We start from the raw sequence: 15,873 nt of genomic DNA on the forward strand, positions 1-15,873 counted from the left end.
AGATTGGGGGGTTAAAGAGATTTAAGCAAAAAACCCAGTCAAATTTAGTCTATTTGCCAAATAAAAGACCACCTATGTCAAAACCTAGAGTATAGGTTTGTTGGGGTTAAGAGTTGTTACCCCTAAGCAAGTCGTTAAGCCTATCTATGTGGCTGCCGAGTTGTTGCAATTCTTTGGTGATTTCCTCCAACTCTTGCTCGACTTTAGACAAGCCCGTTTCTACTTCATCAAAAAGCTCATTGACATTATTGTAGTCGTTCATGCTGCACCACCTTTTTAAATTCTTCAAAGATATACGATCCATCGTGAGGACCGGGGCTGGCCTCTGGATGGTGTTGTATCGAAAGGATTGGGGCGTTTTTATAGCGCACGCCCTCAATGGTGTGATCGAACAAATTTTTATGCGTGATCGTGGCGATTTTGGCAATGCTCTCAGGCACGCAGTAGTTGTGGTTTTGCGCACTGACCTCGATTTGTCCGGTTTGTAAGTTGAGTACCGGGTGATTGCTCCCATGATGTCCGAATTTGAGTTTATAAGTGGGGTAGCCATGCGCAATGCTTAAAAGCTGATGCCCTAGACAAATGCCTAGCATGGGGATTTGTTCTTGGATTAAAAGGCTGATTTCATGGATCACGCTTTTTAAGCGCAAAGGATCGCCCGGTCCATTAGAGAGTAAAACACCTACAATCTCACCCTTTTTGTAGGTCTCTATGAGCGTTTGTGCCTTGGTGTCGTGGGCGAAACACACAGGCTTTAGCCCCATTTGGGCTAAGTTGTTTAGAATGTTGGTTTTTACACCTAAATCCAAAACCCCGATGGTGCTTGTGAGCGTGGGGGTTTGGTAGTCTAAAATCTTAAAATCAAAAGTGCCTTGCGTGTGGGCTTGTTTGTGGCTTAGAGGAGGGATTAAATACTGCTTGGCAATGCTTTTAGAGGATTGCAGTAACTTTTGCAATTCTTGCTTATCTAGCCCATCGGTGGAAACCACCACGCCCATCGCTCCCTCATCTCTTAGCATGCCCACTAAAGCCCTTGTGTCTAGGCCACTCACGCCCAAGACCCCGTGCTGTTGCAAAAATGCACCCAAACTCTGTCTAGCTCTAAAGTTAGAATAAAGACTTGGAGTGTGGCGCACTAAAACGCCCGCACAAAAGCTGTTTGGCGACTCGCGATCTTGCTCGTTTGCCCCCACCACGCCCACTTCAGGCGTGCTAAAGACCACAAACTGCCCTCTGTAGCTCGGATCGCTGATGACTTCTTCATACCCGCTCATGGCGGTGTTAAACACCGCCTCGCCGGCCACAACCCCCCTAGCTCCAAAACTCTGCCCCTCTAAAAACAGACCATTTTCGAAGTAAAGCGTGGCCTTCATAGAAACCCCTTGCGTCTTAACTCATCCTCATACATGCGCTCAAAGACAAGTTCATACTCATCGCTGCCGATGGGGAGCTTGCGCTTGTAGTGCTTGATCTTTTCGCTCACCTCGGTTTCCACACTCTCATAAAGTTTGGCATAGGTGTCTATGGATTTAAAAATCACATTGCGGATACGATTCTCCGACACCGAAAACATGATTAAATCCTCGTCCAAAACCTTTTCTAGAATCTTGTGGGCAAGCAGATTGCAGCGGTCCTCCCAACCCAAAGCAAAGCCCCTTTCAAGGGCGACCTGTTTTTTAAATAACCAAAACAAACTCCTCTCATCCATACGCATGAAGTCTATCTCATCTAGGTTTTCCTCAAGTAAATCCCGTACGCGGTTGTCAATCGCGCTCTCTTGGCTGACATGCTCTTGCAACACGCCATGCGTGATTTGGGTGAGCGTTTCTAAAGATCCCTTTAGCTCCAAAAGGGGGGATTGGACTAAATCTTGGGTGATTTTGTTAACGATGTAACGGACATGGTTAGGTTTTAGTCTCATTTTTTGCCCTAGCTTGTTTTAAGTTAAACTCCATTCTAACATAATCTAAATTGACATAGTCCCAAATAGCCAAAACAGGGGGATAAAAGCACCGCTTTAATATCCTCAAGACTTGCCTATTGAAGCAGGTCTTACAGTCTCCCCTCTAAGAGTGGAATCCTCCACACTCATGTACTGATGATTGCGTTTACATTTCTATCTAGTCCGGCTCTACAAGGCTCGCATTGAAAAACCCTATCTTTTAGATTCGAGCTTTCTTTAACACGTCCACAATCAAAACAGGTTTTAGACCTAGGAACAAAAGCATCTCTTTTAAAAAATATAGCTTAATGACCTTGATTTTTGTGCTAGGACGGTCTTGAACTCATCACAAGTCTCGTAGTTTTGCATGAGACCTTTTAGCTTACGCACCCCACATTTTAGTACTTTGTATATTGAAACACCCTATGAAAATGTAGCTGCATTATTTGGCAAAGCTGCTAGCAAATTTATAAAAATTTGTCCTCAAAACCTTAGTTTTTCTGTGTACGTGGCCACTCCCTTATTTCTTAGATAGAGATTGAGAGTAAGTCTGGTAAGTCTGAATCAAAGGCAAATATTTTGTTTGGTAAGCTAACGGCTCGTTCCCCATGCTTTAGTGCCTGCGGACTTGAACTTATCCTCTGCTCCACACGCAAGATGCAAGAAATGATCGCCTAGATGATCTCCTAGTGGTTAAAGCCTTAGGTTTGCTTACAAGACTGTAGATTTTGACAAGCTTAAATCAAGAGCCTTAAGAGAAATTACATTGTTTGGATTTTATAGCTTGTTTTCCACTTTCATATAAAGTAAAAGTGAAAGATTCATGCAAACCCACTTTTTTAAATCTAGTCGGTCTGCCCCGTTTTATAAAAAAGCGTTGGATAGGTTTTGTTATCCTTTCTGTCAACTCTTACAAGGTTCAAAGACTTAGAGTTTTTAAAAAAGGCAAGTGTTTTATCTCTTTGGTTTAGCATTGTAAGTCTGCAGTAACGCTTGTACAAAATAATACAGTGGCCATAAATGTACTACAGAGACTTAATAGCTATCATCTATCTGTTTCGTTTTGGCTACAAAGCTTTTGTCTGTAAGTGATGCACGTAGCACTGGTTATATCACGATGCCAAATTTTGTAAAATGCAGATGTATTGAGGGCTGCAAAGTGGGACAAAAGCGTGGTTGGATCTTAAAAGCTTAGGTTAAAAGCTCGCTTAGCTTTCATGTGCTAGAATTGGGTCTCTAATTTTTTTTAAGGGTTGGTATGCAGGCACGGCGGTTTTACTTTCTTTTTTCTTTGGCGATCATTGCCATCATCGCCTTGCCTGTGGGAATCGCTAATCTCATTTTGGGCTTCATTTACCACGACTCGCCCTGCATACAGTGCTGGGGTGAGCGTCAAAGCATGGTTTATGTCGCTTTGGGGGGGTTGTTTGTCCTACGCTATGGGCTTAAGCCTAAATACATTGCCATGCTGGTGCTTGTAGTGGCAGGGGGGCTTTACCAAAGTTTTTACCACTCAGGCAACCATGCCCTAGAAGATGTCGGGCAGGGCTTTGCCCTCACGATTTTTGGCTTACACACGCAGTTCTGGGCCGAGTTCGTCTTTTGGATGACTTTGTTGGTGTTGGGGGTTTTGTTGTTGAAAGCCCCCAGCTTTGAAACCCAAGCCCTCCGCAAACTCACCCGCTCTAATCTTTGGGCTTTTGGTATTTTTAGCTTTTTAGTGGCTTCAAACATGATACAAGCGTTCATTTCCACAGGACCCTTCCCCTATTTAGGGCATGGCGACCCGATCCGCTTTTCATGGCGCATGGCAGAAAATATTTGGAGCACAAGCAACTGGGGGCATATGGGTTTTCCTAGAAGTTTGGGCAAGCGCATTGTGGATAAACCAATCTTAGCTGAAAGCCCCCATAAATGGGAGGATGACTACCACAAAGCCCCCCTTGAAATCCACAAAAGCTTACACCTCCTACAAACCCAAATCAGCTCCTTGAAGTTAAATGCCCCCATCAGCGATTTAAATTTTTTAGCCGCCAAAGACACCCCCAAACCGCCAAAGCCCCTCAACCTAGCTTACTCCAAATCATCAGTGCCGATCTTTTTGGCAAACACAGCGATGGATGCGCCCCTGCCCTAAAACCCCAGCCCTACACCTTTTCGCCAGAAACTTTTGTGGGCAACAATGCCTTTTTAAAAAACACTTTTCTCATCGCCACGCAAAAAGAGGGGCTGTATGTGGTGGATGAAAAATTGCAAAAAGTCCTCGCCCACTTAGTGCTAGACAAACATTATGCGGTAACGGTGGAGCACTTCGTGGGGGCGAACATGGTCGGCAACACGATTCGTCTCATGGGGACAAACAAGAGTAGTGTAGATGTGATCTACAACCCACAAGCTAAAAACAACTTCGCCAACTTCCTAGAAGGGGCACACCACTTTGACGAGATTGGACGCAACCGCCTACGTACAAGTCGAGCTTCGACTTACTATATCCTAAGCGCCAGGAGCGATGGCACACACACCTATATGCTCACCGTGCCCAACAAACGCTACAAGCAATTAATTTTGGTGGGTATGCTCGATCAAGATTTGGGCTTAAGCTCTGAGGCTGTCGTCCGCCCTTTGAAAACCAACCCCCTTAAAAAGGGGCGCACCCTCGGGGAGTTTTACATCACGGGGCTTGCCTTTTATCAAGGGCGACTCTTCGCTTTGAGCAAGGCCTACAACACCCTTTTAGTCATCAACCCCTACGATGCCACGATCATCGATGCCTATGGCCTGCCTGCTAGCGTGCAAAACCCCACCGCTTTAACTTTCGTAGACAACGCCCTGATTGTGAGCGGCTATGCCAACAAGCACGACATTTTTTACACACTCGACATTTCTAACTTGTCGCTAGCCTTGCCCCCCGCTGAAAAGCCCACCCTCAAAGCACCCATTTTACAAACGCATGGTTGCTGAGTTTCTCAAAAAGGGCGTGTTGCTCTTGCTCGCTTGCCACAACCAAAGAGAGCTGCAAGCTCGTGTATTTGCCCTGTGCGCTCTTGTTTTTGGTGCACACTTGGTATTTTAAGGGGGCGAGCAAATCCGGCAACTCTTCTAAGAGCTCTTCGGGTTTGTGGGTGATGAGGCGGTATTCCCATAAACATGGGTAGCTGATTGTGCTTTTAGAATCCATGTAAAATCTCCAAGAAGTTTGGGGGGATGGGAGTAGGCTTTTTCTGCTCCAAATCAATGAAAGCCAATTTGATGTGCATGCAAAAGAGCACTTGATTTTGTCTAAAAATCTCTTGTTTTAGGCTCAAGCTCACTTTTTTAAGCTCCAAAATTTGGGTTTGCACGCGCAAACAATCGCCCAAAAGAGCCGGGGCGATGAACTCGGCTTGTAAGCCTTTGATCACAAAAGCACCTTTTTTATTTTGCGGAGTGCAACCCGCTTTAAAAAACACTTCACTTCTTGCCCGCTCGCAAAACTTTAAATAGTTGGCGTGGTAGACCAGCCCCGTGCTGTCCGTGTCTTCATAGTAAACTAGAAATTGCATAAACTCCCCTTTCAAAGTTTGCATAAAGCCATGCATTTGTAAAGCCATAGTAAACCTTAATCCTTGTTATGCTACCATGTCAACTTTTCCTTTCAAAATTTAGCTACTGGAGAAGCGATGAATAACTTTTCAAAATTGGGCTTTATTCTAGCAGCTTTGGGCAGCTCAATCGGCTTAGGGCATATCTGGCGTTTCCCCTACATGACAGGCACGAGTGGAGGGGGCGGGTTTGTGCTGCTGTTCTTGGTGCTTGCACTCACTGTAGGGCTTGCCATGCTTGTGGCCGAAATGGTGATCGGGCAGAGCACGCAAACCGATGTCGCCTCGGCTTTTGAGCAACTAAACCCCACAGGCTCTAAAAAATGGAAGTATGCAGGACTGATGCTTTTTACGGGCCCCATTATTTTATCCTTTTATGCCATTGTTTTGGGCTGGGTGTTTTACTACCTAGTGGGGGTGAGCTTTAGTTTGCCCGCCGACATCCATGCCTCTAGACAAGTGCTTGTGGATGTGGAAAACTCCATAGGCAAGCAAGTGGCAGGTTTAAGTTTCACGCTTGCCCTCACCGCTTGGATCGTTTCAAGGGGAGTCAAAGACGGGATTGAAAAATTAAACTTCGTTTTAATGCCTCTCTTGTTTATCATTTTCTTTGGCTTGCTGATCTATGCCAGCACGAAACCCTCTTTCAAACAAGCGGTGAACTTCATGTTTGGTGTGCGCCTTGCTGACATCAACCACAAGGTCTTCATGAACGCTTTAGGACAAGTCTTCTTTGCTCTAAGTATTGGCATTGGCATCAATATCTCCTATGCCTCTTCGACCGAGCCTAAGCAAAACCTCTTGCAGAGCGCGTTTTGGGTGGTCGTGCCCGGGGTTGTGATCTCTCTTGTGGCGGGCTTGATGATCTTCACTTTTGTGTTTGAATACGGCGATAGTCCCACTGAAGGGGCAGGCCTCATTTTCGTGTCCCTACCTGTGGTGTTTTACAAAATGGGCTGGATGGGCAGTGTGGTTTTTGTTTTATTCCTATGCGCTTTGGCCTTTGCAGGGATCACCTCCACCATTGCTCTCCTAGAACCCCCTGTGCAATATTTAATCGATCACGGCTATGCCCGTCCTAAGGCGACTTGGCTAACAACTTTGGCAATCTATCTTCTAGGCGTGATTCTCGTTTTTTCACTCAATAAAATCTATCAACCCCATTTGAGCCTTTTTAACAAGAACTTGTTTGATTTGGCAGATTTTTTCACCACATCGGCTTTAATGCCTCTGGGTGGGTTGGCGTCTGTACTCTTTGTGGGTTGGGTCATTGACAAGGAAAAATTGCGCCAAATCACCGCCCACTTTTTGAGCGGTGGCCTTTTTGCCTTTTGGCTCTTTTTGATAAGGTATATTGCCCCCTTAGTGATTTTAGTGATTTGGGCGGTGAAAATCACGCAGGAGTAGAAATGGGGTTTTCTAAACTCGGCTTTATCCTAGCCACTTTGGGCAGCTCAATAGGCTTAGGGCATATTTGGCGTTTCCCCTACATAGCAGGTGAGTGTGGCGGGGGGGCGTTTGTCTTGCTTTACTTGGGATTAACCTTGACTTTGGGTGTAGCGATGCTCTTAACAGACATGCTCATTGGCAATTTGGGGCGTAAAGATATGGTTTCTTGCTACCAACACCTAAACACGCGGCATAAAAAGCTTTGGAATTTGAGCGCACTTTTCTTGCTGAGTGGCCCCATTATTTTATCTTTCTACACCGTGGTTTTGGGCTGGGTGTTGTTCTATTTGATCAAGGTGAGTTTTGCCCTGCCACCCACATTAAAAGTTTCTAAGTCCCTTTTTGCACACCTAAGCTCACAAGATTTAGTTTGGCAAATTCTAGGCTTTAGTGTGTGGTTGTGGCTCACTGTATGGATCGTTTCTAGGGGGATTAAAGAAGGCATTGAAAAATTGAGTTTGTGGCTCATGCCCTTATTGTTTTTGGTATTCATTGGTTTACTTTTTTATGCCATGAGCATGCCTAGTTTTTCTCAGGCGTGGCACTATATGTTTCATTTTGACAGCTCTAAAATCACCCTTAAAGTCCTCGTGGATGCTTTGGGACAAATGTTTTTTTCACTAAGTTTAGGTGTGGGGACAATCGTCACTTACGCTGCTTTTACAAAGTCTAATGAAAATCTTTTAGGCAGCTCTTTATGGGTGGTTTTGCCAGGGATTTTCATTTCATTGATCGCTGGGCTGATGATTTTTACATTTATTTTCAAATTCAACGGCACACCCTCTCAAGGTGTGGGATTGGTGTTCATCTCTTTACCTCTAGTGTTCTACCAAATGGGTTTTACTGGCTCTATTGTGGCGGTGTTCTTTTTTTTAGCCCTGATTTTTGCAGGCATCACTTCCACGGTTTCGCTCTTAGAGCCCATTGTCCTTTACCTCACAAACCACTTTAAACACAGCCGCACAAAAGCTTGTTATCTTGTGGGGGGCTTCACCTACCTGTTAGGTTTGTTGGTGATTTTATCTACACATAAGGGCTACAGCCATGCCCTCACCTTTTGGGGTAGAAATGTCTTTGATTGGGCAGATTTTAGCACTTCGGCAATGTTAATGCCCCTTGGGGGGTTGTTCTCTCTGCTCTTTTTAGGCTATTTCATGGATAAAAAACGCATTTACAAGTCTAGTAAACGCTTTTTGAGTCGCTTAGGCTTTTCATGTTGGTTCTTTGCGGTGCGTTTTGTCGCGCCCACAGTGGTGCTTTTAATTTTAATCTTACAATTTAAGAAAGATGCGTAGAGTCTTTTTATTGCTCGGTTTGCTTGGCGCGCTCAAAGCCGACAACCGCCTAAGCCCCACACAGATCAAAAACAAGGGCATCACCACCACCACCTATCAAGACTTTTACAAGCCCTGGTATTATGGTCTCAAAAATAGCTGGGAGATCGCCCCTAGAAAGCCCAAGAAACATAATATTTTTGTAGATTTTGCTAAAAAATATTTAGACATCATGGAATACAGGGGGACTTATTTTTTACCCGCTTACTACAGCTTCACGCCCATTTACCAGTGGTACCACCCCGACATTAACCGCTACCAACCCGTGGAGTTTAAATTCCAAGTCAGCTTTAAAGTCCCCGTAATTCGTAATTTTCTTTATACAAGAGGGACGCTCTACTTAGCCTACACCCAAACCAACTGGTTTCAAATTTACAACAATCCCCAAAGTGCACCCATGCGTATGGTCAATTACATGCCTGAGCTCATCTATGTCTATCCGCTCAAAATCCCCTTTTTTACAGAGAAGTTGGGGAATTTTACGGAATTTTGGATCGGCTGGCAACACATTTCTAACGGCATCGGGGGCAGGCAGTGCTTTCAGCCCTATCGCGACGGCAATGCCCTTGGGCCCTTTCCTGGAACACCCGTTCACATTACAGAAGAGGATAAGCAAGTCATTGTTCAAGCGGGGGGGCTTGATGGAGGGTGCCGCTCAGTGAGTGCCGGGCAGCGCCCCGTGTTCCACTTAGTGTGGCAAAAGGGCGGATTAAAGCTCAATGTCGCTTATTGGCCTTATATTCCCTATAACCAATCTAACCCTAACTTGATCGATTACATGGGTTATGGCAACGCTCTACTCGAATACCGCCGGGGCCGCCACCACTTTGAAATGCGTATTTACGACCTTTTTACGCGCTATTGGGAGTTTAAGGATTGGCATGGGGCAATCCGCTTGGGCTACACCTTTAGGATCAATCGTTTCGTGGGGTTTTATATCCAGTACTTCAATGGCTATGGGGACGGGCTTTATGAATACGATGTCTTCTCTAACCGCCTAGGCGTGGGTATCCGCCTCAACCCCTAGTTTTTAAATACTCCTTGACATTCTCAATCGTGGCGGCGATGAGCTTTTTGATCGTGTCGCCATAGCCCCACGCAATGTGGGGGGTGATGAGTAATTTTTCTTGGATTTGGGGGTTTAAAAAGGGGTGGTTGGCGCGCATGGGTTCTTGTTCTAGCACATCGGTGGCGTAGTAAAAGTTTTGTGTTTCAAGCTCTTTAGCCACCGCTGCTTCATTGACGATCCCGCCCCGCCCCACATTGATCAAAATAGCCCTCTCTTTCAAGAGTCTGAGCTCGGGTGTGTCTATGAGATTGTACGTTTGGGCGTTTAGGGGGGCGTGGATAGAGATCACATCGCCTTCTTTTAGCAAAGCTTCTAGGGGTTTTTGCGGGTAGGTGCTGTCGTTGTTGCGCCCGCTCGTGGAAGTGTAGCTCACATGCGCGCCAAAGCTTGAAACAATGCGGGCGACATTTTTACCGATATTGCCTAGCCCCACAATCCCCCACTCTTTGTTTTCTAAAGACATCAAGTCTTTATTAAAATGGGTGAAAATCTCACTCTTGCAATACTCCCCACTCTTACAGTAGCGATCGTAATAGGGCATGTTAGAAAGCAGGGTAAAAGCCAAGGCGAAGGTGTGCATGGTAACGCTGTGTGTAGAGTAGCCCACCACATTTTTAATCTGTATGCCTAGCTCTTTTGCCACCTCTAAGTCAATCATATTCACACCCGTAGCCGTCACACAAATGCATTTAAGCTTGGGTAGTTGCCTTAAAATGTCTTGGCTCATCTGCACCTTGTTTAAGATGACGATCTCGGCATCCTTGCACCGCTCAAGCACCAAATCCTGGGGTGTGCCCGGGTAGGACACCAGTTCTACAAACTCGTCTAACGCGTCTAATTTATTCTTGCGCCCTAAAGAAAGGGCTTCTAAAAAAACGGCTAGGGGTTTCATTGGAAAATCACCATGCTAGGATCGATGCTGTCCCCGTAAACGGGTTTTAAAGTGGCGTTGTAAGCCTCCTTCATAAAGCCTTCTTTGGTGAGTTTGTCAATCTCGTTATTGAGCCATTCTAAGAGTTCTTTATGCCCCTTTTTGACGGCGGGGGCGATGACATCTTGATCGCCTAAACTAGGAATGCCCACCTTAAACTCGGGGTTCTTTTTCACCCACGCCAACAATAGCGTGTTGTCGTGGGCGAGGGCGGGGGCGCGGTTGTCTTTTAAAGCCAAAAAGGTTTCGGTGTTTTGGTCGTATTTGAGCAGAGAAATCTCGGGATAGTGCTTGGAGAAGTAAAAATCTGCGGTCGTGCCTTTGTTGACAATCAAGGGCTTGCCCTTTAAATCCTCAATGCTCTTAATCACCCCGTCCTTTGACACCACGCCTAAAGCGACTTTCATGTAAGGCTTGGCAAAGTCCACCACTTCAGCGCGCTCTTTAGTCTTGGTAAAATTTGCCATAATCACATCAACTTTATTTGCCTTTAAGAACTCCACCCGTGCTGCTGCCTCCACGGGGATAAACTGCACCTTGCTTGAATCGCCTAGCAAGTCTTTTGCCATGCGCCTTGCGATATAGACATCAAAGCCTTGAAACTGCCCCTTGCTGTCCATATACCCAAAGGGGGGCTTGTCGCTAAACACCCCTACTTTCAACACCCCCCGCTCTTTAATGCTGGCTAAACTGCCCTCATCGGCTTTTGCCTTGTGATCCGAGCAACCCGCAAAGCCCAAGATCGCCGCAAAAACTAGGCCAAAAACTTTGAATAGACGCACAAAACCTCCTTTAAATAAAATCCCCCAAAACCCACAGCATAGCAACAAAAAATTAACAGCCCCCTAAAAAGTGGAAAACATCTAAGAATTTGCGGGCGCGCTGAGATTGTGGGTTTTCAAAAAACTCTTGGGGGTTAGCTTGCTCTACAAGCAAACCCTCATCAAAAAACACCACCCGATGCGCCACTTTTCTAGCAAACTTCATTTCGTGCGTTACCACCACCATACTCATGCCCTCGTCTGCTAGCTCTAAAATGACTTCTAGCACCTCTTTCACCATTTCAGGGTCTAGCGAAGCGGTAACCTCGTCAAAAAGCATCACTTCAGGTTGCATGCAAAGCGCCCTAACAATGGCAACTCTTTGCTTTTGCCCCCCGCTAAGCTCTCTAGGGTAGGCTTGCATTTTATGCTCTAGCCCGACTCGCTTTAACAAGGCATGCGCTTGCTCGGTAACCTCGCTTTTAGCGCGCTTTTGCACCTTCATGGGGGCTAATAAGATATTTTGCAACACGCTTAAATGGGGAAAGAGCTCGTAATTTTGAAAGACCATGCCAATCTTTTGGCGCACTTGCGTCCAATCCTTGCTGTGCTCTATCTGCTCCCCATTAAAGAGGATTTGCCCCTCTTGAATCTCTTCTAGTCCATTCAAGCACCTCAAAAATGTACTCTTGCCACACCCACTAGCTCCCAAGATCACCACCGCCTCCCCTTTTTCTAAGCTAAAATCAATGCCTTTTAGGACTTCGTGGTCGCCATAGCGTTTTTGTAAGTTCATGGTTTGCAAAATTGCCATTTAGCCTCTATTGTGTTGGTATTTTTTCTCTAAGTATTGGCTTAGGTAAGATAGGGGGTAGCACAGCGCAAAGTAAAGGATAAAAATCAGCCCATAGACAAAAAAGCTGGCATGGGGCATGTTGATTAAATGCACCTCTATGATTTGTTGCCCTACCTTGAGTAAATCAATCGCCCCGATTAATGAGATCAAAGCAGTGGTTTTGATCATGCGGGTGAATAAATTCACGCTTGCAGGCAATAGGGCTAAAAAGGCTTGGGGGAATAAAATATATAAAGTCGTCTGCAGGGGCTTTAGCCCTAGGGCGGTGGCGCTTTGGCTTTGGTGTTTGGCAATAGAAGTTAAAGCCCCTCTTGTTAAATCCATCATCTCCGCCACGCCCCACAAACTAAAGACCACGACCCCTGCCATAAACGCCTCTATGTGTAAATCCAGCACGGATGCAAAGCCAAAATACACAATAAACAGCCACACCAAGAGCGGGACAATCCGCACACTCTCTAAATAAACGCGGCAAATGAGCTGAGCCATGCGCCCTCCAAACGCCATTAAGACCCCAAACGCCACACCTCCCACTAAAGATAGGGCGATAGAAATGAACGCTAGGGCTAAAGTCGTGCCTAAACCTTCAGCCAAGCGGGCTAAATTGTCGGCATTAAAAAGATTTAAAACCTCTAGCATGTCTTTTTCTTGTAGTGTTTTTCTAAGAAAACAAACAGACCACTTAAGGGCAAGAGCACAACCAAGTAAGACAAGACTAATAAAACTAAGGCTTCGTTGGTTTTGTAGTAAATGCCGATCAAATCTTTCGCCACAAACATTAAATCCGCTAGAGCGATGGCACTCACCACAGAAGTTTCCTTGAGTAAGAAAATCACATTCGCGCCCAGAGAAGGCAGAGAAATTGCCAAACTTTGGGGCAAGAGCACAAACAGCAAACTTTGCCATTTACTAAGCCCCAAACTTAAAGAACTTTCCAGTTGCACCCTATTTAAAGCCTTGAAGCCCAGTAAAAAACTCTCAGCCATGTAAGCCCCCCCTAGAAAGGCCACGCCTAGCACAGCACAGACCAACGCGCTAAAAGAGAGCCCCACCTCGTGCAAGCCGTAGTATAAAAAGAAAAGCTGTATGAGTAAGGGGGTGTTACGGGCTAGTTCGCTATAACCCTTTGCTAGGCTCTTTAAAAATTTTGGCTTAAAGAACAGACACAAAGCCACGCCAAAGCCTAAAAGAGTTGCCCCTAAAATGCCAAAAAAGGAAATCTCAAGCGTGATGCACAACCCACGCCCAAATAGGGGCACGGCGTGGCGCATAAACTGCCAATCCAAATCCAAGACACAACCTTCCGCAAACTTAAAGTCTGCTAAAAGCCCCTATCTTAGAGAAATAAGCTAAGGCTAGGCTTAAAGCCTAGAGTGCCATTTTTTCCATTAAGTGGAAATTCATGTAGCGGTAAATCTCTTCTTTGCGATCTGTGAGCTTGTGTGCTACGAGATCTAAATACTCTTTAGGTGTGGGGATCTTGCCTAAAAGGGCACACACCGCTCCAAGCTCAGCACTGCCTAAATACACCTGCGCGCCCTTACCCATGCGGTTGTCAAAATTACGCGTGGAAGTGGAAAACACCACGGCATTGTCCCGCACCCTTGCCTGATTGCCCATGCACAAGCTACAGCCGGGCACTTCTGTGCGTGCGCCCGCTGCCCCAAAAATCGCAAAATACCCTTCTTTAATGAGTTGTTGCTCGTCCATTTTTGTGGGCGGCACGACCCAAAGACGAATAGGCGATGCCCCCGCCCCTTTGACAATCTCGCCAAAGGCTCTAAAGTGCCCAATATTTGTCATACAACTGCCGATGAAGACCTCATCGATTTTTTGGGGGCGTTTGGGGTTGCTTAGCACCTCGCTAAGAGTCGCCACATCGTCAGGGTCGTTAGGGCATGCCAAAATGGGCTCTTTAATCTCGTTTAAATCAATCTCAATCACGGCGGCGTATTCTGCGTCCGCGTCTGGCTCAAGCAAGGTGGGGTTGTTGATCCACTCTTGCATTTTGGCTGCGCGCCTTTGTAGGGTTTCTTTGTGCTCGTAGCCACTTTCTATCATTTGCTCGATGAGCTTAATGTTTGAGCTCAAATATTCAATGATAGGCTCTTTATTGAGTCGCACGGTGCAAGCAGCGGCACTCCTCTCAGCACTCGCATCGCTAAACTCAAAGGCTTGCTCGATTTTAATGTCGCCCAAACCCTCGATCTCTAAGATCCGCCCATTGAAGATATTTTTCTTGCCCTTTTTCTCCACGGTGAGTAAGCCCTGCTTAATGGCGTAGTAGGGGATGGCATTGACCAAATCCCTTAAAGTGATCCCCGGCTGCATTTGTCCTTTAAAGCGCACCAACACAGACTCGGGCATGTTTAAGGGCATGGTGCCCGTAACCGCGGCAAAGGCAACTAACCCACTGCCGGCAGGAAAACTAATACCGATAGGAAAGCGGGTGTGGCTGTCTCCGCCCGTGCCTAAAGTGTCGGGCAAGCCCATGCGATTGAGCCATGAATGGATGATGCCATCTTTAGGTTTGAGTGCCACGCCCCCCCGGCTGGTGAAAAACTGGGGCAAGGTGGCTTGCAAACGCACATCGGCGGGTTTGGGGTAGGCGGCGGTGTGGCAAAAGGATTGCAATACAAAGTCGGCTTCAAAGCTAAGGCTGGCAAGTTCTTTGACCTCATCTCTGGTCATCGCCCCCGTGGTGTCTTGACTGCCCACAGTGGTCGTAATGGGTTCGCAATAAGCCCCGGGGCGCACCCCCGCCACGCCACAAGCCCTGCCGACCATTTTTTGCGCTAGGGTGTAGCCTTTGTGGCTCTCAGCAGGTTGCTTTGGGCTGGCAAAGACACTTGAGGGGGGCAGGCCTAAAAACTTACGGGCTTTGTTGGTTAAGCCCCGCCCGATAATGAGAGCGATACGCCCCCCTGCCCTAAACTCATCGGCTAAAGTCGTGGGCTCTAAATTAAAGCGGCTCACCACCTGCCCTTGTTTATGGATTTCGCCCTTGTAAGGATAGACTTGGATAATGTCGCCCTCGTGCAAGTCTTTCACATCGGCAATTAGGGGCAACGCGCCGCTATCCTCACAAGTGGCAAAGAAAATCGGGGCAATGACCCCTCCGATCACCACGCCCCCGTGCGTTTGTTAGGCACAAAGGGAATGTCCTGCCCGAAGTGCCACATCAACGAGTTGGTCGCGCTCTTACGCGAACTGCCCGTGCCGACCACATCGCCCACATACACCACAGGCACACCCCGTGATTTTGCCTTTTGTAGCCGCTCAGCAGTGTTTTCAATGCGGTTTTTGAGCATGGCGTTGGCGTGTAGGGGGATGTCGCTACGGGTAAAGGCATCACTAGCCGGACTCAAATCGTCCGTATTAGTCTCCCCATCAATTTTGAGTACGCACAACTCCAGCTTTTCGGGCAAAGCGGGTTTGTTTAAAAACCATTCAGCATTAGCCCACGACTCTAAAACCTCTTTGGCTAGGGCGTTGCTCTTACTTAAGTTAGCGATCGTTTCAAAAGAGTTATAAACAAGAAGTGTGGATTTTAACGCCTTGCACGCCTCTTTGGCGACCTCTGTATCTGTGCTTTGCAGTGCTTCTATCAATGGGCTGACATTATAACCGCCTAGCATTGTACCCAAATAGCGCACCGCCTCTAAGGGGCTAAAGTGCGCACATACACACTTTTTAAGCGCGATTTGCCCTAGAAAATCCGCCTTGACCTGTGCGCCCTCATCCACGCCCGGGCTCACGCGCTGAATCAGTAAATCCTTGACAAAAGCACATTCCTCGCTGCTTTGAGAGTGCATTAAAATCTCCACCACGCTTTTAACCTGCTTCGCGCTTAAGGGCAGAGGGGGAATATTTTCTTTTGCCCTTTCTTGCAGGGTGGCTTGGTATTCTTGGATGAAAGTTTGCATATAACTCCTTGATAAAATAATGTC

General features: G+C 46.6%; 16 protein-coding genes and 1 pseudogene. 5 read left to right on the plus strand and 12 right to left on the minus strand.

What is annotated here, in order from left to right:
- Positions 1–106 precede the first annotated feature (106 nt).
- The 4 genes from QUE23_RS05815 to QUE23_RS10000 form a co-directional block, all read right to left on the minus strand.
- Positions 107–262, minus strand: a complete 156-nt coding sequence (locus QUE23_RS05815) for a hypothetical protein (RefSeq protein WP_286348144.1) — start codon at positions 260–262, stop codon at positions 107–109.
- The gene (gene carA, locus QUE23_RS05820; protein WP_286348145.1) at positions 246–1,373 is read right to left on the minus strand and encodes a glutamine-hydrolyzing carbamoyl-phosphate synthase small subunit; all 1,128 of its coding nucleotides are present in this window, start codon (positions 1,371–1,373) and stop codon (positions 246–248) included. Before carA ends, QUE23_RS05815 begins: the two co-directional genes overlap by 17 nt.
- Positions 1,370–1,921, minus strand: coding sequence for a DUF507 family protein (locus QUE23_RS05825; protein ID WP_286348146.1), 552 nt, complete (start codon positions 1,919–1,921; stop codon positions 1,370–1,372). Before QUE23_RS05825 ends, carA begins: the two co-directional genes overlap by 4 nt.
- Before the next feature lie 167 nt (positions 1,922–2,088).
- Positions 2,089–2,244 carry a zinc ribbon domain-containing protein gene (locus QUE23_RS10000; protein ID WP_353622246.1) on the minus strand — a complete coding sequence of 52 codons (156 nt, stop codon included), beginning with the start codon at positions 2,242–2,244 and terminating at the stop codon, positions 2,089–2,091.
- Positions 2,245–3,200: 956 nt separating this feature from the next.
- On the opposite strand from QUE23_RS10000, the gene QUE23_RS05830 reads away from it, so the two are divergent.
- Positions 3,201–4,079 carry a disulfide bond formation protein B gene (locus QUE23_RS05830; protein ID WP_286348147.1) on the plus strand — a complete coding sequence of 293 codons (879 nt, stop codon included), beginning with the start codon at positions 3,201–3,203 and terminating at the stop codon, positions 4,077–4,079.
- A 35-nt stretch (positions 4,080–4,114) separates the two neighbouring features.
- Positions 4,115–4,903, plus strand: coding sequence for a hypothetical protein (locus tag QUE23_RS05835; RefSeq protein WP_286348148.1), 789 nt, complete (start codon positions 4,115–4,117; stop codon positions 4,901–4,903).
- On the opposite strand, the gene QUE23_RS05840 is transcribed toward QUE23_RS05835, so the two are convergent.
- Positions 4,869–5,120: an HP0495 family protein gene (locus tag QUE23_RS05840; protein ID WP_286348149.1), complete on the minus strand. Its 252-nt coding sequence runs from the start codon at positions 5,118–5,120 to the stop codon at positions 4,869–4,871. The genes QUE23_RS05835 and QUE23_RS05840 overlap by 35 nt on opposite strands.
- Entirely contained in the window at positions 5,110–5,484 is a 375-nt protein-coding gene (locus QUE23_RS05845; RefSeq protein WP_286348150.1) for a YbgC/FadM family acyl-CoA thioesterase, read from the minus strand. The genes QUE23_RS05840 and QUE23_RS05845 overlap by 11 nt, the downstream gene beginning before the upstream one ends.
- Before the next feature lie 117 nt (positions 5,485–5,601).
- Here QUE23_RS05845 and QUE23_RS05850 point away from each other — a divergent pair, with 117 nt between their 5' ends.
- The 3 genes from QUE23_RS05850 to QUE23_RS05860 are packed head-to-tail and all read left to right on the plus strand — an operon-like array spanning position 5,602 to position 9,333.
- Positions 5,602–6,930 (plus strand): sodium-dependent transporter, encoded by a 1,329-nt coding sequence (locus QUE23_RS05850; RefSeq protein WP_286348151.1) that lies wholly within the window; start codon positions 5,602–5,604, stop codon positions 6,928–6,930.
- Between the two features lie 2 nt (positions 6,931–6,932).
- Positions 6,933–8,267 (plus strand): sodium-dependent transporter, encoded by a 1,335-nt coding sequence (locus tag QUE23_RS05855; protein WP_286348152.1) that lies wholly within the window; start codon positions 6,933–6,935, stop codon positions 8,265–8,267.
- Entirely contained in the window at positions 8,260–9,333 is a 1,074-nt protein-coding gene (locus QUE23_RS05860; RefSeq protein ID WP_286348153.1) for a phospholipase A, read from the plus strand. The genes QUE23_RS05855 and QUE23_RS05860 overlap by 8 nt, the downstream gene beginning before the upstream one ends.
- Here the strand turns inward: QUE23_RS05860 and QUE23_RS05865 are convergent.
- The 6 genes and pseudogenes from QUE23_RS05865 to acnB all read right to left on the minus strand — a co-directional run bounded on the left by QUE23_RS05865 (position 9,323) and on the right by acnB (position 15,849).
- Positions 9,323–10,267: a D-2-hydroxyacid dehydrogenase gene (locus tag QUE23_RS05865; RefSeq protein WP_286348154.1), complete on the minus strand. Its 945-nt coding sequence runs from the start codon at positions 10,265–10,267 to the stop codon at positions 9,323–9,325. The two genes, QUE23_RS05860 and QUE23_RS05865, sit on opposite strands and share 11 nt — an antisense overlap.
- On the minus strand, positions 10,264–11,088 hold the full coding sequence (locus QUE23_RS05870; protein WP_286348155.1) for a cysteine ABC transporter substrate-binding protein: 825 nt from the start codon (positions 11,086–11,088) through the stop codon (positions 10,264–10,266). The genes QUE23_RS05865 and QUE23_RS05870 overlap by 4 nt, the downstream gene beginning before the upstream one ends.
- 52 nt (positions 11,089–11,140) lie before the next feature.
- On the minus strand, positions 11,141–11,881 hold the full coding sequence (locus QUE23_RS05875; RefSeq protein WP_286348156.1) for an amino acid ABC transporter ATP-binding protein: 741 nt from the start codon (positions 11,879–11,881) through the stop codon (positions 11,141–11,143).
- Positions 11,882–12,562: an amino acid ABC transporter permease gene (locus QUE23_RS05880; RefSeq protein ID WP_286348157.1), complete on the minus strand. Its 681-nt coding sequence runs from the start codon at positions 12,560–12,562 to the stop codon at positions 11,882–11,884.
- Positions 12,556–13,215: an amino acid ABC transporter permease gene (locus tag QUE23_RS05885; protein ID WP_286348158.1), complete on the minus strand. Its 660-nt coding sequence runs from the start codon at positions 13,213–13,215 to the stop codon at positions 12,556–12,558. Before QUE23_RS05885 ends, QUE23_RS05880 begins: the two co-directional genes overlap by 7 nt.
- A 76-nt stretch (positions 13,216–13,291) precedes the next feature.
- A pseudogene (acnB, locus tag QUE23_RS05890) lies at positions 13,292–15,849 on the minus strand (bifunctional aconitate hydratase 2/2-methylisocitrate dehydratase).
- Between the last annotated feature and the right edge of the window lie 24 nt (positions 15,850–15,873).

Origin of the sequence: Helicobacter felistomachi (assembly GCF_030296895.1) — a bacterium.
Classification (GTDB): Bacteria; Campylobacterota; Campylobacteria; order Campylobacterales; family Helicobacteraceae; genus Helicobacter; species Helicobacter felistomachi.